The sequence below is a fragment of the Streptomyces sp. NPDC054757 genome, assembly GCF_053612185.1.
This window is the reverse complement of record NZ_JBSHBW010000022.1, coordinates 43,357-68,424: the sequence shown is the minus strand read 5'-3', so window position 1 is coordinate 68,424 and position 25,068 is coordinate 43,357. Positions and strand designations below refer to the sequence as shown.

Annotated in this window: 19 protein-coding genes; 3 read left to right on the top strand and 16 right to left on the bottom strand. The window is 71.3% G+C overall.

Annotated features, from left to right (window positions below; genetic code table 11):
- Positions 1–4: 4 nt before the first annotated feature.
- The 5 genes from fxsT to fxsA are packed head-to-tail and all read right to left on the bottom strand — an operon-like array spanning position 5 to position 8,500.
- Complete coding sequence (fxsT, locus tag ACWGKJ_RS24230) at positions 5–3,949, bottom strand: FxSxx-COOH system tetratricopeptide repeat protein (RefSeq protein WP_453315813.1); 3,945 nt, start codon at positions 3,947–3,949, stop codon at positions 5–7.
- Positions 3,933–5,297 carry an FxsC protein gene (gene fsxC, locus ACWGKJ_RS24225; RefSeq protein ID WP_385032116.1) on the bottom strand — a complete coding sequence of 455 codons (1,365 nt, stop codon included), beginning with the start codon at positions 5,295–5,297 and terminating at the stop codon, positions 3,933–3,935. Before fsxC ends, fxsT begins: the two co-directional genes overlap by 17 nt.
- 40 nt (positions 5,298–5,337) lie before the next feature.
- Positions 5,338–6,105, bottom strand: coding sequence for an aminoglycoside N(3)-acetyltransferase (locus ACWGKJ_RS24220; protein WP_385032119.1), 768 nt, complete (start codon positions 6,103–6,105; stop codon positions 5,338–5,340).
- A complete protein-coding gene (gene fxsBH, locus ACWGKJ_RS24215; protein ID WP_385032122.1) occupies positions 6,098–8,329 on the bottom strand; it encodes a radical SAM/SPASM protein FxsBH, inactivated beta-hydroxylase extension form in 2,232 nt (743 codons plus the stop codon). Before fxsBH ends, ACWGKJ_RS24220 begins: the two co-directional genes overlap by 8 nt.
- 9 nt (positions 8,330–8,338) lie before the next feature.
- Positions 8,339–8,500 (bottom strand): FxSxx-COOH cyclophane-containing RiPP peptide, encoded by a 162-nt coding sequence (fxsA, locus tag ACWGKJ_RS24210; protein WP_385032125.1) that lies wholly within the window; start codon positions 8,498–8,500, stop codon positions 8,339–8,341.
- A gap of 257 nt (positions 8,501–8,757) precedes the next feature.
- Between fxsA and ACWGKJ_RS24205 the strand changes: the two genes are divergently transcribed.
- On the top strand, positions 8,758–9,642 hold the full coding sequence (locus tag ACWGKJ_RS24205) for a DUF4231 domain-containing protein (protein WP_385032157.1): 885 nt from the start codon (positions 8,758–8,760) through the stop codon (positions 9,640–9,642).
- Between the two features lie 54 nt (positions 9,643–9,696).
- On the opposite strand, the gene ACWGKJ_RS24200 is transcribed toward ACWGKJ_RS24205, so the two are convergent.
- The 8 genes from ACWGKJ_RS24200 to ACWGKJ_RS24165 form a co-directional block, all read right to left on the bottom strand.
- Entirely contained in the window at positions 9,697–10,176 is a 480-nt protein-coding gene (locus ACWGKJ_RS24200) for a hypothetical protein (protein WP_385032128.1), read from the bottom strand.
- A 114-nt stretch (positions 10,177–10,290) separates the two neighbouring features.
- Positions 10,291–11,190, bottom strand: a complete 900-nt coding sequence (locus ACWGKJ_RS24195) for a S1 family peptidase (protein WP_385032132.1) — start codon at positions 11,188–11,190, stop codon at positions 10,291–10,293.
- A 183-nt stretch (positions 11,191–11,373) separates the two neighbouring features.
- Positions 11,374–12,267: a DUF1684 domain-containing protein gene (locus tag ACWGKJ_RS24190; RefSeq protein ID WP_385032135.1), complete on the bottom strand. Its 894-nt coding sequence runs from the start codon at positions 12,265–12,267 to the stop codon at positions 11,374–11,376.
- A gap of 4 nt (positions 12,268–12,271) precedes the next feature.
- On the bottom strand, positions 12,272–13,582 hold the full coding sequence (locus ACWGKJ_RS24185; protein WP_385032138.1) for an NtaA/DmoA family FMN-dependent monooxygenase: 1,311 nt from the start codon (positions 13,580–13,582) through the stop codon (positions 12,272–12,274).
- Positions 13,579–14,631, bottom strand: a complete 1,053-nt coding sequence (locus tag ACWGKJ_RS24180; RefSeq protein WP_385032141.1) for an LLM class flavin-dependent oxidoreductase — start codon at positions 14,629–14,631, stop codon at positions 13,579–13,581. The genes ACWGKJ_RS24185 and ACWGKJ_RS24180 overlap by 4 nt, the downstream gene beginning before the upstream one ends.
- Before the next feature lie 14 nt (positions 14,632–14,645).
- Entirely contained in the window at positions 14,646–15,398 is a 753-nt protein-coding gene (locus ACWGKJ_RS24175; RefSeq protein WP_385032161.1) for an amino acid ABC transporter ATP-binding protein, read from the bottom strand.
- A 92-nt stretch (positions 15,399–15,490) separates the two neighbouring features.
- A complete protein-coding gene (locus tag ACWGKJ_RS24170) occupies positions 15,491–17,257 on the bottom strand; it encodes an FAD/NAD(P)-binding protein (RefSeq protein WP_385032143.1) in 1,767 nt (588 codons plus the stop codon).
- Positions 17,254–18,105, bottom strand: coding sequence for an amino acid ABC transporter permease (locus ACWGKJ_RS24165; RefSeq protein WP_385032146.1), 852 nt, complete (start codon positions 18,103–18,105; stop codon positions 17,254–17,256). Before ACWGKJ_RS24165 ends, ACWGKJ_RS24170 begins: the two co-directional genes overlap by 4 nt.
- A gap of 522 nt (positions 18,106–18,627) precedes the next feature.
- Between ACWGKJ_RS24165 and ACWGKJ_RS24160 the strand changes: the two genes are divergently transcribed.
- The gene (locus tag ACWGKJ_RS24160; RefSeq protein WP_385032149.1) at positions 18,628–19,572 is read left to right on the top strand and encodes an ABC transporter substrate-binding protein; all 945 of its coding nucleotides are present in this window, start codon (positions 18,628–18,630) and stop codon (positions 19,570–19,572) included.
- Between the two features lie 14 nt (positions 19,573–19,586).
- Here the strand turns inward: ACWGKJ_RS24160 and ACWGKJ_RS24155 are convergent, their stop codons facing one another.
- The gene (locus ACWGKJ_RS24155; RefSeq protein ID WP_385032152.1) at positions 19,587–20,777 is read right to left on the bottom strand and encodes a DUF5685 family protein; all 1,191 of its coding nucleotides are present in this window, start codon (positions 20,775–20,777) and stop codon (positions 19,587–19,589) included.
- 294 nt (positions 20,778–21,071) lie between these two features.
- On the opposite strand from ACWGKJ_RS24155, the gene ACWGKJ_RS24150 reads away from it, so the two are divergent.
- Complete coding sequence (locus ACWGKJ_RS24150) at positions 21,072–21,521, top strand: cell division protein SepF (protein ID WP_385032154.1); 450 nt, start codon at positions 21,072–21,074, stop codon at positions 21,519–21,521.
- Between the two features lie 164 nt (positions 21,522–21,685).
- Here ACWGKJ_RS24150 and ACWGKJ_RS24145 read toward each other — a convergent pair whose 3' ends face one another.
- Both ACWGKJ_RS24145 and ACWGKJ_RS24140 read right to left on the bottom strand, forming a co-directional pair.
- Positions 21,686–22,876 (bottom strand): acyl-CoA dehydrogenase family protein, encoded by a 1,191-nt coding sequence (locus tag ACWGKJ_RS24145; protein WP_385029499.1) that lies wholly within the window; start codon positions 22,874–22,876, stop codon positions 21,686–21,688.
- A gap of 78 nt (positions 22,877–22,954) precedes the next feature.
- Entirely contained in the window at positions 22,955–24,676 is a 1,722-nt protein-coding gene (locus ACWGKJ_RS24140) for an MFS transporter (RefSeq protein ID WP_385029502.1), read from the bottom strand.
- Positions 24,677–25,068 lie beyond the last annotated feature (392 nt).

Sequence of the window (25,068 nt, the reverse complement as noted above, 5' to 3'; positions counted from 1 at the left end):
GCCCTCACACCACGAGCGGCTCCAGGTCCCGGCTGAACCGCCGCGCGTCGCCCGCGATCCCCACGTAGTCGTGGTCGTCGCCGAGCTGGCGCGGCAGCTCGGCGACGGTCTCCGCCCTCAGCAGCTGCGCCTCCTCCTTGCGGCCGAGCGCGTCCAGCGTCACCGACATGTTGGACGCACAGGCCAGCGTCTCCGGATGGTGGGCGCCGACGACCTCGCGCAGGGCAGCGACCACCCTTCGTTCGATCTCCAGGGCCTTGGGGAGATCGCCCAGCTCCGCTGTGACATTGGCCAGGTTGACGGTGGCGAACAGCACGTGCGGATGGCGGGGGTTCAGTACGTCGCTCATCGCCCTGATGGTGCTGGCCAGCACCGACTCTGCGGTGTCCAGCGCCCCGCAGGCGCCCTGGTAGATCCCCAGGTTGTTCATGGCGGTCAGGGTGTACGGATGCCGCTCCCCCGGCATCTTCATGTACTGGTCCACCACCGCCTGCGCGGTGTCGCGCGCCCCCGCCGCGTCCCCGGCGGCGAACAGGTCGGCCGCGAAGTTCAGATCGCAGGCCAGCCAGTCCGGGTTGGCCACCGTGTACTTGATGCGGTACCGGTCCCGGGTGGCCGCCGTCAGCCGTCTGGCGTCCTCCAGGCGGCCCGCCCTGCGCAGCGAGACGGCCAGGCTCTTGGCCGCCGCGAGCGTGCCGGGGAAGGCCCGGCCCAGCTGCTCCTTGAAGATCTGGTACGTCCGCGAGAGCAGCGCGACGGAGTCCTCGTACCGGCCCACCTCACGCAGGTCGCGGGCGAGGTTCTGCGCGGACGAGAGGGTGTACGGATGCTCCGGGCCGAGCACTTCGGTGCGCCGGTCGTAGACATCCTGGTCCATCTCGCGCGCACGGGCGTACTGGCCGGCGATCCGCAGGTTGAGCGCCAGGTTGTTGGCGGCGGCCAGGGTCCTCGGATGTGACTCGTCGAAGATCTCCTTGAACCCCTCGTACGCCTCGGTCGCCAGTGTCATGGCCCTGCTGTACTCACCGACGGCGCCGAGGTCCATGGCGAGGGCGCTGGTGGTCATATAGGTGTGCGGATGGGAGGGGCCCAGCTCCGGGAGCTGGGCGCGCTGGCGGCGCAGGGTCTCCTCGTCCAGCTCCATCGCCTCCACGTAACGGCCGCGCGAGCGGAGGATATTGGAGAGGTGGAAGCGGAGGTAGAGGTACTGGAGGTCGTTGTTGCCGAGGCGTTCGCGCCAGACCTCGCGCAGCTCGCCCGCGAGCGCGGCGGCCGTGACGAAGTCACCGCGCTTCCAGAGGTAGCGCACCCGGTCGATCATCAGCCTGCGGGTCTCCGGCTCCTTGCAGAGCCTGGCCTCCGACGGCCCGAGGTGCGGCCAGATGGGGGCGAAGTCGGGCCAGGTGCCGGGGTTGTCTATAGGCTCGTCGCCGTCGGGCCTGGCGCCCGCCAGGATCATATGGACAGCGTGCCGTGCGTCGTCCCGCTCCGCGTGGGTGAGCTGGGCCTTGATCACCGCCTGCACCAGCCGGTGCACCTGGATGGAGCCGCCCACCGGGTCCACCTTGGCGAGCGCGAACCGCCCGATCTCCCGGATGACCCGGCCGAGCACCAGCTTCTCCTGGAGCGTCGCGTCGTACGGCTTGAGCGCGTCGATCATCTCGCGGCTGTAGAGCAGCTTGGCCGAGATCGGCTCCGGTGCGAAGAAGGCGCAGAGCTGGAGCAGCCGGACGGCGGCGGGCGAGCGCTCCCTGAGCCGGGCGATGGACACGTTCCAGGTGGCGGCCACCGGCTCCGGGTAGCCGGCCGGCTGGTTGAGCCCGAGTACGCTCTCCGCCTCCTGGGCCAGCTGTTCCAGATAGGTGTCGACGGGGGTGGCGGTCTCGGCGATCCAGGCCGCCGCCTGTTCGACGGCGAGCGGCAGATCGCCCACCGCCTCGGCGACCCGGGCCGCGTCGTCGGCGGAGAGCCCCGGCGCCCGGCGCTGGATGTGCTCGACGGACTCCTCCCGCATGAAGACGTCGACGGGCAGCGCGTCCCCGTACTGCGACCAGGTCTGGTTCCGTGAGGTCACCAGTACATGGCCGGGGCCGCCCGGCGGGAAGAAGCGCTTCACCTGCTCGGGGTCGTCCGCGTTGTCGAAGACCAGCAGCCAGCGCGGGGTCGGCACCCCTCGGCGCAGCAGGTCGATGGCCTCCTGGGATGCGGACGCCATGTCGTCGGCGCCCTGGGTGCCGAGCCGGACGGCGAGTTCGGCGAGGCCCGCGATGACGTCGTCGGCCTGTTCGGCGGAGATCCACCAGACCAGGTCGTAGTCGGCCATGAAGCGGTGCACGTACTCCAGGGCCACCTGGGTCTTGCCGACGCCGCCGAGTCCGTACAGCGTCTGGGGCTGCGGCAGGACCACGGCCATCCCGCCGCCGAGCTGGTCGCGCATCCGCTCCAGGACCAGGGAGCGGCCGGTGAAGCCCGAGTTGCGGGCGGGCGCGTTCCAGATCTTCGGGACGGTGCCGGGGAAGCGCGGCCCCGGCGAGACCCCGTCGACGGGCTGGCCCGGCCGGTCGACCGACCGCAGCAGCGCGGCGGTGGCGTGCACCTCGTCCAGCCGGAACAGGTCGACCGGGTTCCGGTCGATGTACGGCGTGGTCAGCCGTACGTCACCGACCCGCAGCGGCAGCAGGTGTCTGCGGGTCCCGGAGGGGTCCTCGGCCGCCGAACGCCGCCAGACCTCCACCGCGCGGGCCGACTTGAGGTAGGCGCTGGAGAGGACGACGACGGTACGGGAGACGCCGTCGGCCGCCGGGGACTCCGCGTCGGAGGGCGCCGGCCCGGCGGAGACGTCGCGGGGCACCACCCGGAATCCGGCGCGGGTCAGCACCGACTCGATCCAGTCGGCCCACATCCGGTTCTCCGCCACATAGCTGAGCAGCAGATCGGCGGGGAGCGCCGGGCGCCGGCGGGTGAAGGCGTCCCTGATGCGCAGCCTGACCTCTTCGGGGATCTGCGGCATCGAGGTGATGCGCCGGTCGGTGACGACGGCGGCGAGCCGCTCGAAGGCGGAGAGCAGCGAGTTGGTGAGTCCGGCCTCGTCGCCGAAGGTGGCCAGCGTCTCCTCGTAGGCGTAGTAGGGGCGGTACGGGATCTCGACCGCTCCCCAGTAGGCGGTGAGCTCCTCGGCGCTGAGCCCGCGCGGCAGTCCGTCGAAGCGGAGCCTGGCCAGGGCCCGTCCGGCGTCGGCCTTCTCCTTCTCGCCCTCGTCGATCCGCATCGGGACGGGCAGGATCTGGATGCCGCGGCCTCCGTCGTGCCTGTCGATCTGGCGGGCCACCGCCGCCGCGCCGTCGATGGACTGGTCGCTGAGGGTGAAGCAGTCGACGAGCATGTCGGGCAGATGGACGGTGCAGATGTCGGCGATGTCGCTGAGACCGGTCCTGCTGTCGATGAGGACGTAGTCGTAGTTGGCCTTCATGTCGTCGCGCAGCGCGTCGAAGAAGTGGCCGCCGCCGAGCCGGTCGTAGAAGTTGTCCCAGTCGAAGGTGGAGACGGTGGCCGAGTACTCGCGGTTCTGCCGGCCGGCCGACACGAAGTCGAGGGTGCCGCCGTCGGGGAACTCCCAGCCCAGGATCTCGGGTGTCAGCGAGACCGCGTGCTGCTGGATACGGGCGTAGTCCCGGTGCCAGTCGTCGGGGCGCGGGACGGGGCTGGTGGCCGCCCAGGCGTACTCGGTGATCAGGTCGATGATCCCGGTGGTGGCGCCGAGTGTGGACGGGTCGAGGAAGGGGTGGAAGAACCGGTAGAGGCCCGGCGCCTCCAGGTCCCAGTCGACCGCGAGGACGCGTTTGCCGTTGGCGGCCAGGATCCAGGCGGTGTTGGCCAGCGCCATGGTCCGGCCGGTGCCTCCCTTGTACGAATAGAAGGTGACGATGCGTCCGTCACGCCCTGCCGTCATCCGTGTCCTCCGCGTCGAGCGTGAGATCCTGTGTGGCCGGTATGTAGCGGGTGGTGGCCTGCTCGGTCGCCATCGGACCGATGAGCCGGGGCCTTTCGTGGTGTCCGCCGCCGCCCGGCGGATAGACCGCGGCGTGCTTCAGATACTGCTGGGCGGCGGCCTCGACCACCTGGGGCAGGATCTGGCCGAAGGCCTCCATGCTCGGGACGCCCTTGGCGGCGGCCCTGGACGCGGCGCGCCCCTCGCGCATCTTGGACGGCATGGTGTCCTCAAGACGGCCGGTCAGCTCGGTCTCGGATGCTCTGCTCTGGTGGTCGTCGCGGTTCCAGGGAACGACCACGCTCACCCAGGGGCGGTGCTCGGAGTCGAAGGCGGAGAGCCGCTGGCGCCGTTCGTCGTCGTGCAGGGCCCATCGGTCGACGAGCAGGACCTCGGGGCGGGACGGCGGCTGTTTGCCGTCCAGGTGGAGGACCTCCTCGTCGAACGAGGTGACGGTGGCCTGGTAGTTGAGTGAGCGCACCAGGTCCTCGGCGAGCCGGGAGAGCGGCTGCGCTGAGACGGGATGGTAGGGATTCCAGTCCAGCGGGGTGTCCCCGTAGTACTCGGAATGCCGGCCGTCGGGCAGATCGTGGCGGGTGGGCGCGGCGACGGTGAGTTTCATCGGGCGCGGCCCCGCACTGGGCGGTCCGAAGGCGCTGGGTATGGCGCGATAGTCGACGGGACGGCAGGGGCCGATGTCCGACGCGTCGGCGACGCTCACAATGCGTTTGGCCAGTTCGTAGACGGCCCGTTCGTACTCCTCGGCGAATATCCGCAGCTTGACGAGTCCGTAGAGCCCGTCGGTCACATAGCGCTCGCCGAAGGCGCGGTGGTTGAACTGCAACCGGGCTGCCGGGCCCGGCAGTTGGTGCGGTGGCACGGGAACCCAGAGGGCGGGGACTATCGCGTCGGCGGTGCGGTTGTTGCGGACCTGCTCCTGGATGGCGCGCTGGGCGAAGGCGTACCACTCCTTGCCGCACATCTCGCTGCCGAAGTAGCGGGGTGAGAAGAGCGGCACGAAGACCCGGCAGGTGGCGAGGACTTCACCGAGCCGCTCCGACCAGCCCTCGCCCGAGCGCAGTTCCCGGTCGATGAAGCCCGCGGGCGCCCCGGCGGGGAGATTGGTCATGGCCATCACATGGGCGCAGAGATCACGGAAGAGCCGCTCGACCCACATGTCGGGGTCGGGTCCGACGGCCCCGTGTTTCGGAGTGTGCGCATAGCTGAGAAAGAAATACGGCCTGTGGTTCGCCGCTCTCGGCTGTTCCGATGCTGCCACTCGGCCCCCCGTCGTCCATGAAGACATCATTCCGGAGGGAAGAGTCTCCACCCCGTCGACGTTCGGTCAATCAACGCCGCTTTTCGGTCATCCACTGCTGCGCGTGCCCCACAGCTTCCCTGATCGGGAACACCATGGCGGCCGCTCTGCCCAGCTTCCCTTCCCGGAGGCTCCCGCGGGGGAAATCGGCGCCGATCAGTTCGAAATCACTGTCGTCGAGTGCGATGTCCCGGTATTCGAACCACTGACGCCGCCCGCCCGTACTGACCACACAGCGGTACAGCTGCGTCGGGATATCCGGAATTCGGTATTCAGCGAGGTGGAAAGAGGTGCACACCCCGAATCCCACATTGATCATCAGCTCCTGCGCACCGGCGGCTGCGAGCCTGCCGAGCGGCGAATCCTCACCGAGGTGGCAGTCGGCGGGATGGTCCTTTACCAGCTCTTCGGCGCGCGCGCCCAGCGCGGCGAACGAGGTCTGCGGATGGCCGCTGCGTACGGCCCCCGGGGAGAGCCTTACGCATTCAGCCAGCCGGCCCATCCCGGGGCACGGCGTGCGGGCGGGATCGAAGGCGGGCATCGCGTCGAGAAAGCGGGCCCTGGCCTCCTCGGTGAGCCCGGCGGTCTGCCGCAGATGGGCCGCCGATGTCGTGGAGTTCTCCGGGGTGAAGGCGGGGACCACCAGCGTCCCGTCATCCCCCAGTACCTCAAGGAGCGCGTCGCGCAGCGCCCGCGCGTCCAGCCCGGTACCGCCGAGCGCGGCGTGCACCAGCAGGGTCGTCCCCTCCGTCACACCGAGCGCGCGCAGCCCGGCGGCCGTCCCGGCTCCGTCAGCCACGGGCGGCCTCCTCCCACTCGTCCCACAGGGCGGCGGCCAGGCTCTTGCCACTGACGGTCAGTTCGGCCGCACCCTCCAGAGCTTCCAGCGCCTGCCGGGTGTGCGCCAGGGTGCGCGCACGGTTCTCTCTCCCGTGCCCCTTCCCGGCCGCCCCCGCGTACGCGGCGAGCGCCACGCCCTCGTAGGCGCCGGCCAGCACCTCCGAGACCGGTACCGGCTCCTGCCGCCAGGGCATCCGGTGCAGCCAGGTGCCGTCCTGGGCGAAGAGATCGGTGACGTCCAGGAGCGCGCGCAGCCCGGCTCTGCGCACCGCGCGCAGCAGCCCTTCGGGGGTGAGACCGGGCAGCGGGACACCGATGGCCCCCAGGCCGTGCCGGCCCACGGCTGGCTCGCCCGCGGTCAGCGGCGTCACCGTGGTGAGCCGGGCCGCGGCCTCCCGCGCGTACCCGGGGACGGCCGCCCGCAGCGCGGACCAGGCGTGCGCGAACCGGCGGCTCCAGTCGGCGGCGCCGGCCAGGGTGAGGCGCTCCCCCACCGGCGTACCGAAGCAGTCGCGGTACGGATCGAGGTCGTCGAGGGCGAGGTCGGGGGCCCCGTCGCAGTCGGTCCGGCGCAGCGGCTGCCAGTCGGCGGTGGCCTCGTCAGGGCGCGGCACACGCAGTTCGGCGGCGGCGCTCCTGACCAGGAAGCCCTTCTCGACGCGGCGGACCTCGGCGTGGCCGCTCGCAGGGGCTCCGGTCAGACGTAACGCCCCGTATGTCGGCAGCTGCAGCAGGCCGCCGGCGTACGGGACGGTGACGGGCAGGTCGAGCCCGCCGCGCAGGGCACCGGCCGCGACCTGGGCGGCGAGCCTGCCCGGGTCGCCGGTCCGGCCCTGCCGCAGCTCGTCCAGGCAACTGAGCAGCCAGCTGCGGGCGTAGGGGTGGGCAAGCACCGTGTCGAGACCGTCGGACCGCTGCTCGACCGCACCGGCCAGTTCCCAGGCCCGTGCCCACTCCTCGCCGCCGCGGCCCGCGAGCTCCGTGTGCAGCGCGGCGAGCAGAGTGCGGGTCAGCTCCTGCTGTCCGGCGTCCAGCTCCCGCAGGTCGGTGAGCGCGGGCGATGTGGTGGCCGCCGCCGTGCGGGACTCGATGCCACGGACCAGCGCCTCCAGGTCGGCGCAGTAGACGCTCTCCTGGTCGAAGGAGCCCGCGCGGTAGCGGTGGGTGTAGAGGCCGCCGCCGCAGGACCGTACGACGGGGCACTGACGGCACTTCTGCCCGACACCGGCGAGGCCGAGCTGGCGGGCGCGGACCCCGGGGTGGGCGGCGACCTCGTCGAAGGTGTGGCTGAAGACGTCGAATCCGGTGAACGCGGCGCCCTCGTACGCGCTCTTGAGCGAGTCGACCTGTTCCAGTGTGCCGTCGGTCTCCACGACCACCAGGTCGGTGGGGGCCAGGCCGAGGGACTCGGTGAGGCTCGGACCGCCGTTGAGGGTGGAGATGACCGACTCGAAGAGCCGTACAGGGATCCGCCGCCCCTGCGCGTCCCAGCGGTCGAAGACCGTCAGGATCCAGTCGGCGTAGGCGGTCGGCGATCCGGCGGGCCGGTGCGGTGGGTCGTCCCAGGTCGCGTGCGGCAGCAGGAAGTCGATACGCGGCGGGTCGAGATCGGTCAGCGCGTCGTATACGGCGACCGGGTCGTTCAGCACGTCGATGGTGCAGAGCAGACCGAGGTCGAGAGGGGCGTACCGGTCCTGGCGGAGCAGTTCGACGGCCCTGAGCACCAGCGGGTGGCTGGTGCGGCCGTCGGCGAAGCGGCGGTGCCGGTCGTTGGAGGCGCGGTCGCCGTCGAGGGAGATACCGACCCGGACGTGGAACTCGTCGAACAGGTCGAGGTAGCGGGGGCTGAGCTGGAGGCCGTTGGTGTGGATCCGGAGGTCGAGCCCGGCGGTCCCCTCCAGGGCCCCGGTGAGCTCCTCGCAGACGCGGCGCAGTCGTGCGGGGCCCGCCAGCAGTGGCTCCCCTCCGTGCAGGATCACTGACACGGAGGGCAGGTCATGGGTTCTGGCATGCTCCGCCAGTCGCAGAGCTGTCCAGTGGATCGCCTCGTCGGAGATGGCCTTGGGCCGGGAGCGCCAGCTCTGGTCGGCATGTTCGTAGACATAGCAGTGGTCACAGGCAAGATCGCATCTGCTGTGGACCTTGAGGACGATCTCGCGGAATGGGACCAGGGGTCCTGTCATTCCGCCAGTCTAGAGCGCGGAATTGAAGGTCGATGCCCGCATGGAACGGCCGGTCGAGACGGAGAGGACCCGGCCGAGCTGCTTGACAGCCTCGGTACCGCGCACATCGATCTCGGCCAGGGGAACGCGCGGCTTCTTGACAGCGGCGGAAGAGGCTGAGGTTACGGACATGGTGAGCCGCCTTGAGGGATGTTTTCTGGACATGGGCAGGAATGCCGATACTTGCACCGTTGCAGTGTCGGCGGGTCGACTTTACTCTCAACCAGACTGATGGCAACTGAGCGCGACCGGACGCAACAAGAACGTCGCACAGAGTGTGCTCCAGAATTGCGGAACATGCCATTCCACCTAAAGAGTGAAGACTGAAGTCGCAGACGGGGGTTCATGTGACGGCGTTTCCCGGCCCTGGGCGGAACCCAGAACGCAGCCTGGTCTTCCGCAATGCCGATCTGCCCGAGCTGTTCCACCGGGCCGACGCCCTTGCCATCGCCCGGCAGGGCGAGGCCGTGGGTTCCACCCGGGCCCAGCTGGTGCTCCTGGTGGTCGGCGCCGCCACGGCGTCCATCCCCTGGCGGGCCGAGCTCGGGGGCGGCTTCCAGGCCATCGGTGTCCTGAGCGCCCTGGCGTATGCCGGGGTGCTGCTGCTGACCTTCAGCACCTCCCGCCGCAAGGCCAAGGCGGAGTGGCAACTCAACCGCTCCGCAGCCGACTTCATCAAGTCCATGTGCTGGCGTTACGCGGTGCACGGGGCACCGTTCGACGCCGGATCGGCCGACGCGGACGCGCTGTTCATCAGCCGGGTCGGGGAACAGCTGGAGGAGCTGCGGGCGGTGGGCTGGGACCAGGAGACCCCGGGGGCCGAGCTGATAACCCCTCGGATGCGTTCCCTGCGGGGCAGGTCGTTCGGGGTCCGCAAGGAGACCTATGTACGGGACCGGCTGATCGAGCAGCGCACCTGGTACCGGCGCAAGCAGGAGGTCTCCCGGGGGGCCGCCTTGCTGTGGTCCAGCGCCTTCGCCCTGCTGACGCTGATCGCCCTGGTCTTCGGGGTGTTGCGCGCCCTCTCCGTCACCGAGAACACCGAGGTCGCCGCCGTGGTGTCGGCCGCCGCCGCCTCGGGGGTGGCCTGGAGCGAGTTCCGCCGCCACCAGCCGCTGATATCAGCGCACGCCCTGGTGGAAGAGAAGCTCAAGGCCCTGCATCTGGAGATGGAGAGCCCCCTCACCGAGAAGCAGTGGTCGGCCGCGGTCTACGAGACCGAGCGGGTCGTCTCACCGCAGTACACCGACTGGCTTGCCCGGCACGGAAGTTGACCGTACGTCACGTACGATGTCCCGCCCCCGGCCCGCCTTCGGCAGCGGCCGTTCTCAGTCGCGTTTCACGCCCTCGCGCCAGATGACCGTCACCGGCTTGCCCGCCTTCAGGGCGTAGTCGACGATGTCTCCCGTACCGCCGAGGCCGCGGGCGGGCAGGCCGTCCCAGACGGCCACCAGCCGGTCGCAGTGGTCGGCGATATAGGCGCCCGCGGCGTAGTAGGCCTCGTCCGTGGAGTGCCGGAAGTCCATCCGGACCTCCTGGGCCGCCCGGCCCCTGAGGCGGCGGTAGCCGGCCAGTTCGCCCGCGTCGCGGAAGCCCAGTTCGTAGTCGCCGCTGGGAATGACCGCGGTCAGTTCGGCGCCGCATTCGAGTGCGATGCCCGCGAAGAGCTGGTCGGCCCCCGCGGCCAGGCTCGACAGGACCTCCAGGGGCCCCTGATGGGCGCCGAGCAGGGTGCGCAGCCCCTCCCGTACATGGGCGATGGCGTCGGGCGGAATACTGCGGTGCCCGGTGACTCCGATGCGCTTCATACGCCCCCGCCTCCTGTGAGCTCCCCGCTCCCCCCGACATCCTCTCAAAAGCGCGCAAGAGCCCCCGCCCGGAATCCCGGACGGGGGCTCTCGCACCCCTGGTGTCGGCGTGGGTCAGTAGACGCTGACCCCGTAGGCGCTCAGCGCCTCGGTGACGGGCTGGAAGAAGGTCGTACCGCCCGATGTGCAGTCGCCGCTGCCGCCGGAGGTGAGACCCAGGGCCTTGGAGCCCGAGTAGAGCGGGCCCCCGCTGTCACCGGGCTCGGCGCAGACCGTGGTCTGGATGAGTCCCGATACGACGTCACCGCCGCCGTAGTTGACGGTGGCGTTGAGCGCGGTGACCTTGCCGCTGTGGGTACCGCTGGTGGAGCCGGTCCTGGTCACGGTCTGTCCCACGGTCGGGTTGCCGGCGCTGGTGATGTCCTGGCTGCCGACGGTGCCGTCGTGCGGCACCGCGGAGTTGGTGTACTTGACGATGCCGTAGTCGTTGCCCGGGAAGCTGGTGCCCGCTGTCGGGCCGATGCTCGTGGTGCCGGAGGAGTTGGTGTACCAGGCGGGGGAACCCTCGGTGCAGTGCCCCGCGGTGAGGAAGTAATAGGTCGAGCCACTGCGCACGTTGAAGCCGACGGAGCAGCGCCACTGCGAGGTGTAGATGGCGTCGCCGCCCTTGAGGAGCTTGTTGAAGGTGCCGGAGGTGCGCTCGACGCGCACCGCACCGGAGTTGGCCCCGGCCCGCTGTTCGATCCGGCTGATCTCCGCCGATGAGACCGAGCTGTCCGCGGTGACGACCACGGTGCCGGTCGCCTTGTCGGTGTACCAGGCGGTGCCCGCCACATCCGCGCTCTGCACCGCGTTGCTCGCGGCTGTGAGCTGCTGGGGGCTGTAGGCCTTGGCCTGGTCGGCGTGGGCGCTGGGGACGGTGAGGGCAGCCGCGACCAGCAGGCCGGACGCCACGGCGATCAGCCGGCCGCGTCTCGCGGGGCCGCTGTGGGGGGTGGTGCGCTTGATCCTCATATCAGTTCCTCCGGAAGAGAATCCGCGGGTCCTTCGGTGGGGGGACCCATGAGGCGCGGCCAAGAGGCACGACGGCGCCAGTTCCGCCGTGTCCCTGACAAACGCGCTGCCTGGAATAGAACGCGACCCGGCCGTCCGGCGCAAGAGCGCCTTCCGGCCGGGCGGCCATCGCGTCGGCCCGGGTCAGTGCGTGAGCGCCCTGCGCTCCCCCGCCGCGACCGCGACCGCAAGGGTGTTGCCCGGCGGCGGGAAGGGGCAGATGAAGTGCTCGGCGAAGGCGCAGGGCGGCAGCAGTGTGCGGTTGAGGTCCACGCTGACCGTGGAGTCGGCGGCCGGTGCGGACGGCCGCAGGAAGCGGAACCGGTAACTGCTCGTACCGCTGGTGGCGTCGGCGAAGACCGCCCACAGCGAGCCGTCCTCCTCCTCGGCCACCTGGAGGGTGTGCTCCTCGCCCGCCAGGCGGAAGACGAGTTCGCCCGAGAGGCCGAGACCGCGGTCGCGGCCGTCGGCGTTGGCGACCTGGACGGTGCGGCTCGCGCCGTACGGCCGGTAGTGGCCGGGGAGCACCCACGCCGGGTCGTACGGGGTGGCCTCGATCCCCGCGAAGGCCCGCCGGTTCGCCGAGTCCGGGTCCCAGACGCGGACCGCCCAGAGGCCCTCCCTGCGCACCACGGCCAGCCGCCGGCCGCCCTGGGCGAGGCGGGCCCGCGCGGCCGGGGCGTGGTCGGCGGTGAGCGCGGCCCGGCCGGTGAACGGCTGCCCGTCGAGCGAGAGCCCGTCGTCGGCGGTGGCCGTCAGCACCAGTTGGTCGCCGGACGCCGCCCAGTGGCCCCCGACGCCCGGGATCCGCCCGTCCGGCGCGTCGTCCAGCCAGTGGGTGCCGGTGAGGGCCAGCGGGCCGTAGGGCGCGGAGACCGCCGCCGTGCGCTCCTCGTGCCACGCCCGCCAGCTGTCCGGTCCGGCGGCCGCCGTGTCCGTGGCCGCTGCCTCCGTGATCTCCGCCTCCGTGGAGTCGGCCGCTGCGTCCACCGGGTCCGCGGGACCGGTGCCACCCGTCCTGTCCGTTCCTTCTGTCATGTGATCAACCCTTCCATACCGGCTCGGCGAGGCCGAGGTGGGAGCGGAGCGTCGTGCCTGTGTACGCGGTACGGAACACCCCGCGCTCCTGGAGCAGCGGCACGACCCGGTCCACGAAGTCGTCGAGCCCGCCCGGGGTGAGGTGCGGGACGAGGACGAACCCGTCGGCCGCGTCGGCCGCCACGAACGCGTGCAGTTCGGCGGCCACCGCATCGGGGGTGCCGATGAAGGACTGGCGCCCGGTGGTCTCGATGACCGTCTGCCGGATGGACAGCCCCTTCTCCTGCGAGAGCGCCCGCCACCTGGCGGCGACGGAGAGCGGATCGGCCACCCTGACGCGCCCCTGGACGAAGTCCGAGCCGGGTTCGGGGTCGGACTCGGGCAGCGGCCCGTCCGGGTCGTACGAGGAGAGGTCCCGGCCCCAGATCTGTTCCAGGGCGAGGATCGCGTTCTGCGGGGAGACCTGCTGCTCGCGGATGGCCGCGGCCCGCTCCGCGGCTTCGGCCGCGGTGTCGCCGAGCACATAGCTGACGCCCGGCATGATCTTCAGCTCCGACGGCTCACGTCCGTACTTCGCGAGCCGCCGTTTGGTGTCGGCGTAGAAGGCCCGGCCCGCCTCCAGGGTGCCGTGCCGGGTGAAGATCACGTCGGCCGACGAGGCCGCGAACTCCCGGCCCTCGTCCGAGTCCCCGGCCTGGATGACGACAGGATGACCCTGCGGGGAGCGCGGGACGGTGAACTCGCCCGCGATGTCGAAGTGCCGGCCCGTGTGGGCGAAGGGCCGCGGGCTGCCGTCGGGGGTCCAGGAGTCCCACAGCTCGCGCGCCGTGGCGACGAACTCGGCGGCGCGGGTGTAGCGGTCGGCCCGGTCGAGATAGCCGCCGCGCCGGAAGTTCTCCCCGGTGAAGGCGTCGGACGAGGTGACCACGTTCCAGGCGGCCCGGCCGCCGCTGAGGTGGTCGAGGGTGGCGAGCCTGCGGGCGAGTTCGTACGGCTCGTTGAAGGTGGCGTTCACGGTCGCCGCCAGACCGAGCTGTCCGGTGACCGCCGCCAGGGCGTTGAGCAGGGTGACCGACTCGGGTCTGCCGACCACGTCCAGCTCGTGGATACGCCCCTGGTACTCGCGCAGCCGCAGCCCCTCGGCGAGGAAGAAGAAGTCGAACAGGCCGCGCTCGGCCGTCCGGGCGAGATGCTCGAAGGAGGAGAAGTCGATCTGGCTCCGTGAGCGCGGATCCGTCCAGACGGTGGTGCTGTTGACGCCCGGGAAGTGCGCGGCGAGATGGATCTGCTTCCGCGGTTCCCGCGGTCCTGTCACGGCTTCCTCCCGGCGACGGCGTCCCGCGCGTGCGGCCGTTGCGGGCCGGCGGGGACCCGCCGGTCCTGCGCGTACCGGCCCGCGGGGCGGGCGAGACCCAGATGCTCGCGGAGCGTCGCACCCGGATAGAAGCGGCGCAGCAGGCCGTGGTGCTGGAGCACCGGGACCGTCCCGTCGACGATCAGCGGGAGGTCGCGCTCCACATCGGCGGGGAGCAGCTGGAAGCCGTCGGCCGCGTCCTGCGCGTACCAGTCGGCGATCAGCCGGGCCAGGCCCACCGCGTCGGCGCTGGTGTGCAGTTCGACCGGGAGCGAGACCAGGACACGCAGCTGGTCGGGGCTGCGGCCGTGGGCGGCCACCCGGTTCCTGATCTCCTCCCTGAAGGTACGGGCGGTCAGCGGATCCTCGGCGCGGACGAGTACGACATCGGCATGACGGACCGCCGCCTCACGGGCCTCGGCGCCGGTTCCGTCGACCACCGTGACGGGGTGGCCCTGCGGCGGTCTGGGCACGATGGCGGGCCCCCGGACGGAGAACGTACGGCCGGTGAAGTCGGTGTAGTGGAGCCGGTCGCGGTCGATGAACCGGCCGGTGACGGCATCGCGGATCTCCGCGTCGTCGTCCCAGCTGTCCCACAGTCTGGCCGCCACGTCGGCGACCTCGCCCGCCTCGTGCCAGAGCTCCGCGCGGGGCGCGGCCTCCCGCCGTCCGAAGAGGGCGGCCTCGGCGGCGGACGCCGACACCGTGGTGCTCCAGCCGGCCCGGCCCCGGCTGACCCAGTCCAGGGTGGCGACGGCCGACGAGACATGGAAGGGCTCGGTGTGGGTGGTGGTGACGGCCGGTACGAGACCGATCCTCCGGGTACGCGGCGCGACGCGGGCGAGCACGGCCAGCGCGTCGGGTCCCGGCCGGGCGAAGGAGTCGTCGAGGGTGACGAAGTCGAGCGTGCCGCGCTCGGCGAGCAGCGCGAGCCGGGTGTAGTACCCGGCGTCGTAACACGGCCGGCCGCCGATCTCGGCGGCGAGGTGGAGAGGGCGGGGCACTGTCATGGTCAGGTGTCCTTTCACAGGACCTTGGAGAGGAAGGCGCGGGTGCGCTCGTGCTCCGGGTGGTCGAGTACGGCGGCGGGCGGCCCCTGCTCCACGATCCGGCCGCCGTCCATGAAGACCACCGTGTCGGCGGCCTCCCGGGCGAAGCCGATCTCATGGGTGACGACGATCATCGTGGTACCGCGCGCGGCCAAGTCCGCGATCACGTCGAGGACTTCACCGACGAGTTCCGGATCGAGCGCGGACGTGGGCTCGTCGAAGAGGAGCAGGCTGGGCTCCAGGGCGAGCGCGCGGGCGATGGCCACCCGCTGCTGCTGTCCGCCGGAGAGCCTGCCCGGGTGGACGTCCGCCTTGTCGGCGAGCCCGACCCGGGCCAGCAGCTCCGCCGCTGCCGCCTCGGCCTGCTTCCTGGGCTTCCCGAGGGCGGCCACGGGGGCCTCGGTGATGTTCTCCAGGACGGTCAGGTGCGGGAAGAGGTGGAAGTTCTGGAAGACGAAACCGATCCGGGTGCGCTGCTTGAGCACCTCGCGCTCGGGCAGTTCGTAGAGGCGGTCGCCGGAGCGGCGGTAGCCGATCAGTGAACCGTCCACGCTGATCCAGCCGCGGTCCACCTTCTCCAGGTGGTTGATGGTCCGCAGCAGGGTCGACTTCCCGGAGCCCGAAGGGCCGAGGACGACGGTGACCTCACCGGTGCGGACCGTCAGGTCGATACCGCGCAGCACTTCGAGGGAGCCGAAGCTCTTGTGCACAGACCGGATCTCGACCATGGCGGGGGCCGGGCCGGGGGCCGGATCCCGCTCGGGAGCCGAGGTGTTCGCCAGGCCGGTCCTGGTCAGGCCGGTCTTGGTCAGGCTCGCTGTCATCGTGCGGTCTCCTTGAGCAGGGTGAGGGCGGCGCGCGCGGTGGCGTCGTTCTGCCGGAAGGCGGGGGCGTTCGTACGCGGTCTCGCGAAGGCGCCGGCCGAGCGGCCCGTGGTGTGCGGGCCGAGCGCGAAGCGCCGTGGATGCGGCCCCGTTCCGCGCTCCACGACCCGCCCGTCCGCCGGGTCCACGACCAGCAGCCCGGCCGTGCTCGACCGCGCCCCGTCCTCGTACAACGCGTTCAGCAGGGCGCTGCGGGTGCGCGCCGGCGAGGGCGCGGGCAGCCTCGCCTCGACCAGGGCGCGGGCCTCGACGCGCGCGCCCGGCACGCTCGCACTGCCCGCGCTGAACACCCCGCGGCTCTCGTCAGCGGTCACGGTGATCCCGGCGCCGAGGAAGCGCACCACCCCGGCCCGCGACAGGGCGAGGAGCCGGCGCAGCCGCGGCCCCGGCGGGCCCGACGCCAGATAGCTGAAGAAGCCGTGCCAGCGGGCGCCGCCCTCTCCGGTGTCGCCGAGGCGGGTCAACTGCCCGTAGACCGAGAGCAGTCCGAGGAAGACGGCCAGGTCCGGGCTGTACGCGGGGTCATGGCGGCGGGTGAGGTCGGCCTCGATATAGCCGCGCAGCCCCTCCTGGAGCGCGTCGAAGGAGTCATGGCGTACGCCGTAGAGCGGCCGGTCGAGCGCCACGGGGTCGAAGCGGTCGGCGGGGTCGGGTACGGCGTCCTCGGCCAGCGCGGCCAGCTCGGCCGCGGTGGCGGCCGCGGCGTACTTCTCCTCGAAGACCGGCCAGTCGACGGTGGTGCGCCCGGGGTGCACGGTGAAGAGGCGGTGGTAGTGGGCGTACCCGAGCTCCCGGTCGATGAGCGGGCGTACCTCACGGTCGAAGTCGACAGGGCCCGGCCCGGCGAGAAGCCCGTCCACCTGCTCCGGGCCGAAGAACCTTGGCAGCGGCGGGCGTTCACCGGTCCAGGTGTAGCCGATCTTGGAGTGGTACGGCACTCCGCGCCGCGATCCGACGTACAGGACCGGCTCCCTGCCGGAGGGCAGGTACTCCCCCCGCGCGTCGAACCGTCCGCCGCGCCCCTCGGTGAGGAGCACCATCAGGTCGACGAAGGCGAGACCGAAGCCGCGGACGACGACCGGTTCACCGGCTTCGAGTACGGACAGGTCGCAGTCGGCGGTGAAGGCGGGCGGCAGATGCACCAGTCCGTGCCGCCGGGCGAACCTGGCCAGCTCCCGCTGTTCCTCGTCGGGGTCGGCGTCGAGGTGGCCGACGGTCAGCACCACCAGGTCCGCGACGACCGGTTCGGCCTCCCCCTCCAGCCACACCTGCTGGCGGCCGTGGGCCGGGCCGCTGACCCGTACCGCGCGCGTCCGGTGCTCGCGCACCGTGGAGCCCGGCGGCAGCGCGGCCACGGCCTCCTCGTACACCCAGCGCAGATAGCCGCTCTGCGCCTGCCGGCTGGGGAAGGACTGCGGGTCGGCCCCTGACCACTCGGCGAAGTCGGGACCCGGCCGCACGGGTCCTTCCAGGGGCTGGGCGGATTCGTCGGTGAACATGGTGACGTCGCCCGCCATGGAGTTCATCCACAGCAGCGGGGACTGGTCCTGCCGCCAGATGCGCCCGCCGCCCGGCGGGTACGGGTCGATCAGGTGGATGTCGAGCGGCCTGTTCCCGTACAGCGAGGGGGCGTTGGCGGCGAGCCGCTCCAGGAAACCGGTGCCGCGCGGCCCGGCGCCGACCACCGCGACGGACGCCCTCACCGGGCACCGCGCGCGTAGTACCGCTCGACGTAGTGCTGCCCGGCACTGAGCACGGAGGTGACGAGCGCGTACCAGAGGGTGGCGACAAGGAGCAGCGGGATGACCTGGTAGGTGCGGTGGTAGACGAGCTGTACGGAGTAGAGCAGGTCCTGTACGGCGATGACGGAGACGATCGAGGTGCCCTTGAGGGTGCCGATGAGCATGTTGCCCGCGGGCGGCACGATCGACCGCATGGCCTGCGGCAGCACGATCCGCCGCAGCCTGCGCAGGCGGCCGAGCCCCAGCGACTCGGCGGCCTCGATCTGGCCCCGTCCGACGGAGAGGATGCCGCCGCGTACGACCTCGGCCGCGTAGGCCGCCTCGTGCAGGGTCAGTCCGACGATGGCGACGGTGACCGGTCCGAGCAGGTTGACGGTCCTGACGCCGAGTATCTGCGGGTAGAGCGCTCCGATGTTGAACCAGAACAGCAGCTGCACCAGGATCGGCGTCGACCTGAAGAGCCAGACGTACCCCCAGCCGACCGCGCGCAGCACCGGGTTGGCGGACAGCCGCATGACGGCGAGCAGGGTGCCGAGGGCGAAGCCGAGCACCATGACGGCCGCCGTGAGCCAGAGGGTCAGGCCGAGTCCGCGCAGTACGGCGGTGGTGGCGAAGTAGTCGCCGACGACGCCCCATTGGAAGGCGTCGTTACGGACGACGGAGGTGAGGGCGCCGGCGAGGAGCACCAGCACCACGGCGGCCGCCGCCCACTGGCCGGTACGGCGGACGGGCACGATGCGCGGCACCGGGTCGTCGTCCGCGGGTGGTGCCAGGGAGAGTGAGGGAAGGGTGTCTGACGACGCGGACATGAGAAGGCTCCGTGGATGCAGAGATCGAACACGGTGGTGCCTTCACGCGATGCGGCAGCGGGCCGAGCCCCTCAGCACGGTCCACTGCTGAAGGTACGGGGCTGGTTACATGCTCTGTCAAGGGTGTCCACACTGTGGGCGTTCCGTCTTGCGGCAGTTGACGGGGAAACGGATGCCTGTTCCACTTGGGCCATGCATCCGCAGCAGTGGCTGGTCACGCGCTCCCACATCGACTTCGGTCGTGTGTGGTCCTCTTCCTGTTGAGCTGACCCCCGCACCCTCTCGCTGCGCGCTCTTCCGCGTACCGCGTCCGCGTTCACTCCAGTGCCCTTTTCCGGGCCCCTTTCACACGGTCCCGCCGCGCATCCGCGGTGCGGCATCGCGCTGATCACTCACGCCTTCACCTGCGCAGCGTCTTTCTCCCCTCCCCTCGCTCTCCCTCGCCTCGGCTCCCCCGCTGTTCCCTTTCTGTTTCCCCCTGCCCGCTCTTCTCCTGCGGGCTGTTCTGGAGATTCCGACATCATGAGCAAGACCCGAAGAGGCGCTGCCTCCGCTCTGATCACCGCGGCCGCGCTGGCCCTGACGGCCTGTGGTTCGGGCGACCCTGCCACCACGGGCAGCGGTTCGAAGTCCGTGGCGAAGTCGGCCGCGCTCCCCACCCGGGACGTGGTCTCGGACCTACGCGCCGATCCCGCGGCCGTCGCGCTGCTCCCCGCCGGCCTGCGGAAAGGCGGCACCCTGACACTGGCGACCGCCGTCGGCGGGACCCCGCCCGGCACCAGTTATCTGCCCGACGGCAAGACCATGGCCGGCCAGGACATCGACTTCGCGGACGCCGCGGCGAGGACGCTCGGTCTGAAGCTGAAGCGCGAGGCCGCCGGTTTCGAGACGATCCTGCCCGCGCTCGACAGCGGCAAATTCGATCTGGGCGTGGGGAACTTCGGTGTGACCGACGAGCGCCGCAAGGCGATCGACTTCGTCACGTACATCAACGACGGCCAGGGCTTCGCCGTACGCGAGGACAGCAAGCTGCGGAAGGTCACCGCGCTGACCCAGCTGTGCGGCCTGAATGTGGCGACCGGCGCGGGCACCACCTTCGAGGCGACGCTCGAAGCGGCGAAGAAACAGTGCGCGGCCTCGGGCAAGAAGCCGTACAAGGTCCAGACCTACGCGGACACCGCCGCGCTCTGGGGCTCGCTCCAGCAGGGCCGCAGCGATGTGGTGATGTCGACGATCAACGGCTTGCGTTTCGCCGTCCGGCAGCAGCCGGGGCTGAGGTTCCTCAATGAGTTCCACCGCCTCGATGTGGGATTCGCCTTCAAGAAGGGGACTCCGCTGGCTCCGGCCTTCCGGGCCGCGGTGAATCAGCTGATCAAGGACGGGACGTACCGGCGCATCCTGAAGAAGTGGGGCACCGTACCGTCCGGGATCAAGGAGTCGCGCATCTCGCCGCCCGAGATCAAGTAGCGCACGGGAGCCGGTCAGCAGCCGTCGCAGGGGCAGCAGCAGTCACAGCCGTCACAACCGCAGTCGCACCCGCCACAGTCACAACCACCGCAGTCGCCGCAGTCCCCGCAGTCGCAGTCGTTGCAGCAGCCCTCGCGCTTACGCCTCGACCAGGGGCCCTCGAACTCGGATGAGCAGCAGACCTGGCAGGTGCAGCAGAGCCCGGTGGCGACGGCGCACCCCGCGAGGAAGCCCCGCGGAGGGCGGCTCTCCTGACCACGGTGCCCGTGCCGGCCGGGGTCGCCGTCCTCCGGGACGCCGGGGTCGGATCCCGGCGGCGAACCGTGGGGTCCGGGCTCCCGGTGGGCGCAGCTCCCGCCGAATACCCGGTCGACTGAGCGCCCGAGTTCATGGGCGAGCAGTACGTGGGCCAGCCGGTCGTCGGCGAATTGGGCGTCCCGCAGTGCGAGCCGTATGCCGTGCAGGGCGTCGTCGCAGAGTCTGCGGGCCTCGCCGGTGGAGGTACCGGTCGCGGTCAGCGGGTTCCAGGCACCCGACGCGGCATCAGATTCCCGGTCCTCCACGGCGTCGAGCAGATGGGCAAGGCGCCCGAAGAGCCGTCCGGCCTCGGAGAGCGGCCGGACGTTCTGCGGTCGGCCGGCGAGTACGGCGGTGTGCGCGAAGGCCGCCGCGGTGGCGGTCTCGGTCGGCTCGGTGACGGTGAGCAGGGGTGTGCCGGGCCCCGCGAGCGCCTCGATCCCGGTCTGCCGGTCGACGGCGTCGACCAGGAGTGCGGTGTCGAACCCGAGCTCGGCACCGGTCCGCGCACCGGCACGGTCCCAGCGGGTGGCGACGCGGCGGGCGGCAGCGGCGACCGGTCTGCGCGCCAGGAGCCCGTCACGGTCGGCGACATGGTCCCGCATCTTGGCCGATGCCAGCACCAGCGAGACCGCGGCGGCGAGCCGGGCGCCCTCGCCCCGTGCGACGGGTGCGGTGCGCATCCCGCGCAGCGGACAGGGGCCCGCGGTCCGCCGATGACCGGTGGGCCGCTCTGTCTGAGCCTCCGTCAACACGGAGACGATCAGGCCGTCGTAGTTGGTGGCGATCCGCGCGAACTGGCCGTGGTCGCCGCGCAGCGCCAGGCAGAGTCCGCAGAGATGGGCCGTCCACTCGGCCCGCAGCCCTGCGGAGAGCCGGTGCGCACAGGGCCTGACGATTCCGAACACGGCGCTCCCCCGAGCCTCTTCCACCGACGCCGCACGGTGTGTGCCGACGTCCCCGGCATCGTAGCGAGCGGCTCTTTCACCCGTACGACCCCACCGTCACCCATACGGCTGGAGACATCCTATTTTCATTCTGTCAGCAGTCGTACGTAGGAAGAAACCTGACGAACCGCCACAACTTCTGCACCAGTACCGTCACGAATGCCCTGCGCGCCGACTATCCACTTGGCGCGCGATCCACATCATGGACGACGATGGGGGCAGAACGCAGAGGGACCGCGGCGAAAGGAGGCGTCCATGGGATCGGTACGCAAGGCGAGTGCCTGGCTGGGGCTCGTCGAGGACAACGACGACGACCGCTACTACGACGACGATTACACGGAGGGCGCCGAGTCCCAGGCTCCGGCCGAGGCGTGGGTGACCGACCCCAGGGTCAGGGTCGCGTCCGAGGCGGCGCAGGCGCAGAGCCGCCGGATCGCGACGATCACGCCCGACAGCTTCCGGGACGCCCGCGGCATCGGCGAGATGTTCCGGGACGGTGTTCCCGTGATCGTCAACCTCACGTCGATGGAGCCCGCCGACGCCAAGCGCGTGGTGGACTTCGCCGCCGGGCTGATCTTCGGCCTGCGCGGTTCGATCGACCGCGTGGCCAACCGGGTCTTCCTGCTGACCCCGTCCGACACGAAGATCGTGAGCGGGGAGGCCGCCGGGCGGTCCACCGAGGACGGCTTCTTCAACCAGAGCTGAGCCGGAGCCGGACCGGCGGTGCTCCGGGGAACCCCCCGGAGCCCGGCCCGGCCGGCGGCCGAGCGGTCCCGGAGCCTCCGGGCCCAGCTCTGCCGGGCTCCGGATCTGACGGGTCCCGGGCCTGCGGGCCCCGACGGCCGGGCCCCAGCGGCCGGGCCCCGGGTCTACCGGAACGCGTCGAGACCGGTGAGCGCCTTGCCGAGCACCAGTTGATGCATCTCGACGGTGCCCTCATAGGTCAGCACCGACTCCAGATTGGTCGCGTGCCGCATCACCGGGTACTCCAGCGAGATCCCGTTGGCGCCGAGGATCGTGCGCGAGGTGCGGCAGATCTCGATCGCCTCCCGCACGTTGTTGAGCTTCCCGAAGCTGACCTGCTCCGGCCGGAGCCTCCCGGCGTCCATCCGCCGCCCGATGTGGTGCGCGAGCAGGATGCCCTTGTGGAGTTCGACCGCCATGTCGGCGAGCTTCGCCTGGGTGAGCTGGAAGCCGCCGATCGGCCTGCCGAACTGCTCGCGCGTCCGTGAGTAGTCGAGCGCGGCCTCGAAGCTGGCACGGGCGGCGCCCATCGCCCCCCAGACGATCCCGTACCGGGCATGGCTCAGACAGCTCAGCGGCCCCTTGAGCCCGGTGACCCCGGGCAGCACCGCGTCGGCCGGCAGCCGGACCTCGTCCAGCACCAGCTCACTGGTGACCGAGGCGCGCAGTGACCACTTGTGCCGGATCTCGGGAGCGGAGAATCCGGCCGTGTCCGTGGGGACGACGAAACCGCGGACCCCGTCGTCCGTCTGCGCCCAGACGACGGCGACGCCCGCCACCGAGCCGTTGGTGATCCACATCTTGCGCCCGGTCAGCACCCAGTCGGTGCCGCTGCGCTTCGCGTGGGTCCGCATCCCGGCCGGGTCCGAGCCGTGGTCGGGCTCGGTGAGCCCGAAGCAGCCGATGATCTCCCCCGCCGCCATGCCGGGCAGCCACCGCTGCTTCTGCTCCTCGGACCCGAAGCGGTGGATCGCGTACATCGCGAGGGATCCCTGTACGGAGACCAGCGAGCGGATCCCGGAGTCGGCCGCCTCCAGCTCCAGACAGGCCAGGCCGTACTGGACGGCGGTGGCGCCCGCGCAGCCGTACCCCTGGAGTGACATGCCGAGCGCGCCGATGGAGCCCAGCTCGCGGGCGAGCTCACGGATACCGGGCAGCTCCCCCTCCTCGTACCACTGGGCGATGTGCGGCAGTACCCGGTCGGCCGCCCAGGCGCGGACGGTGCCGCGGATCGCGAGATCGTCGTCGCCGAGCAGGTCGTCCAGGCCGATGGGGTCGGCGGGGTCGAAGGGCGGCAGCTTGGACGGTGCGGACATGGGGGTGCCTCCGGCGGCTCGCACGGACAACGGATAAAACTAGCAGCGTTAGTTACGGGGTTCCGCCGACGTTACGGCTCAGCGTCCCGCTCGTCCAGACCCGGCCGCGTCGGCGGGCACCGGGCGCTGGAGAGCGGACGGGGCCCCCTGCGGCAGGGCCTCGCGGGCCCGCCCGTCGGACGGCTGCCCGACGGCCGCCCGGCCGGTTTCCGTGCGCTCCGCCTGCGGGCCCCCGATGCGCCCGGACTCCCCGGCGAGGGCCGCGCACTCCATCTCCGGGGGCAGCCGCAGCGCGGCGAGCGCGCCGAGCAGCAGCAGACCGGCGCTGACGAGCAGGGTGATGTGCAGCCCGTGCACGAAGGCGTCCCGGGCGGCGCTGCGCAGCGCGGTCCCGGCGGGACCGCCGAGCCGGGTGGCCACCTGGTACGCCTCGCCCAGCGAGTTGGCGGCCTGGTGGCTCGCGGCCGCCGGGACCCCGTGCACCGATCTGAGCGACGGACCGTAGGCGGCGTTCATGACACTGCCGAGCAGCGCTATGCCCATACCGGCGCCCAGCTGGTACGAGGTCTCGCCGATCGCCGCCGCGCCCCCGGCCCGGTCGGCGGGGACCTCGCTGAGCATCGACTCGTACGCACCGAAGAGCGTGGCCTGAAGGCCGAAGCCGAGCAGAACGAAGGCGAAGGTCAGCAGCAGCGGATCGTCGTGGGGCCCCATGCGTACGAGGCAGAGCACGGCGGCCGCGGTCAGCACGAATCCGAAGCAGACCATCCGGCGCGGTCCGACCCGGCGCAGCACACAGGAGCCCATCGCCCCGGCGGTGATGGCGGCGAAGGTGAGCGGCAGGAGCCGCAGTCCGGTCGCCAGCGGGCTGAGGCCGAGCACCAGCTGGAGGTACTGGACGGCGATCAGCTCCAGGCCGACCAGGGCCAGCATGGCCATCACGATGCAGCCGACCGCGGTGGTGAACGTGGGCCGGGAGAACATCCGGATGTCGATGAGCGGGTGCTCGCGTCTGCGCTGCCGCCGGACGAAGAGCACGAGGAGCACGGCTCCCGCCACCAGCGGCACGAGCGTCGCGGCGCCGAGCACCCCTTCGCCGCCGCCGATCCGCTTCACCCCGAGGACCACACCGAGCACCCCGGCCGCCGCCATCAGCGCACCGAGCACGTCCCACGGACCGTCCGCGCTGCCCCGCGACTCGGGCAGCACCCAGCGGGCCAGCGGAAGCAGCACCGCCATCAGCGGGAGGTTGATCAGGAAGACCGAGCCCCACCAGAAGTGCTCCACCAGGAATCCGCCGAGCACCGGTCCGATGGCGGCGCCCACCGCGGCCACCGCGGTCCACACCCCGATCGCGACGGCGCGTTCCCTGCGGTCGGGGAAGACGGCCCGCAGCACCGAGAGGGTGGCCGGCATGATCATGGCGCCACCGACACCGAGCAGGGCCCGTGCCCCGATCAGGAGCCCGGGGGTGGGAGAAAAGGCGGCCACGGCCGAGGCCGCGCCGAAGAGGGCGTAACCGATCAGCAGAACACGCCGGCGGCCCACCCGGTCGCCGAGCGTGCCGAAGAGGATCAGCAGCGAGGCGCAGACCAGTGGATAGGCGTCGACGATCCAGAGCAGCTGGATCGCCCCCGGGCGCAGGTCCTCGGTGACGGCGGGGACCGCGACATGCAGGACGGTCGCGTCGAGGGCGACCAGCAGCAGGCTGACACAGAGGACGACGAGCACGACCCAGCGGTTGGCGCCGGCTGCGACGGCGACGCGCGGGCGCCGGCCGGTCACGGACGTCCCTGACATGCGCGTACCTCCCACAGCAGTGTCTCCCTCGCGCTCGGCGGGCGAGCGGGGGCCGGATGCCCTCCGCGGCCCGGCTTCGACGGGCGAGCGAGCCGTCAGCGTACGCGAGACCGCGCGACTCTCACGTGGCCCATCTCACCTCCCGCTCCACGGGTCCGCACCCCTGCCGCGCCAGCTCAAACGATCTTGGGAGGGCGGCGGTGCGGCAGCTTCGGCCGGGAAGAAATGCCGAGTGCATACTCGCGAAAGTATTTACCAGAAGGCCGATAACACGAGCGTAAGGGCCTTCTTGCATATAACGAGACCCGCGAACCGGTATTCGACATTGCGTTGGAATAAACAAGTCCCTGAGACAAAGTCCACATCACATCGTCATCACAAAGAGACCGGAT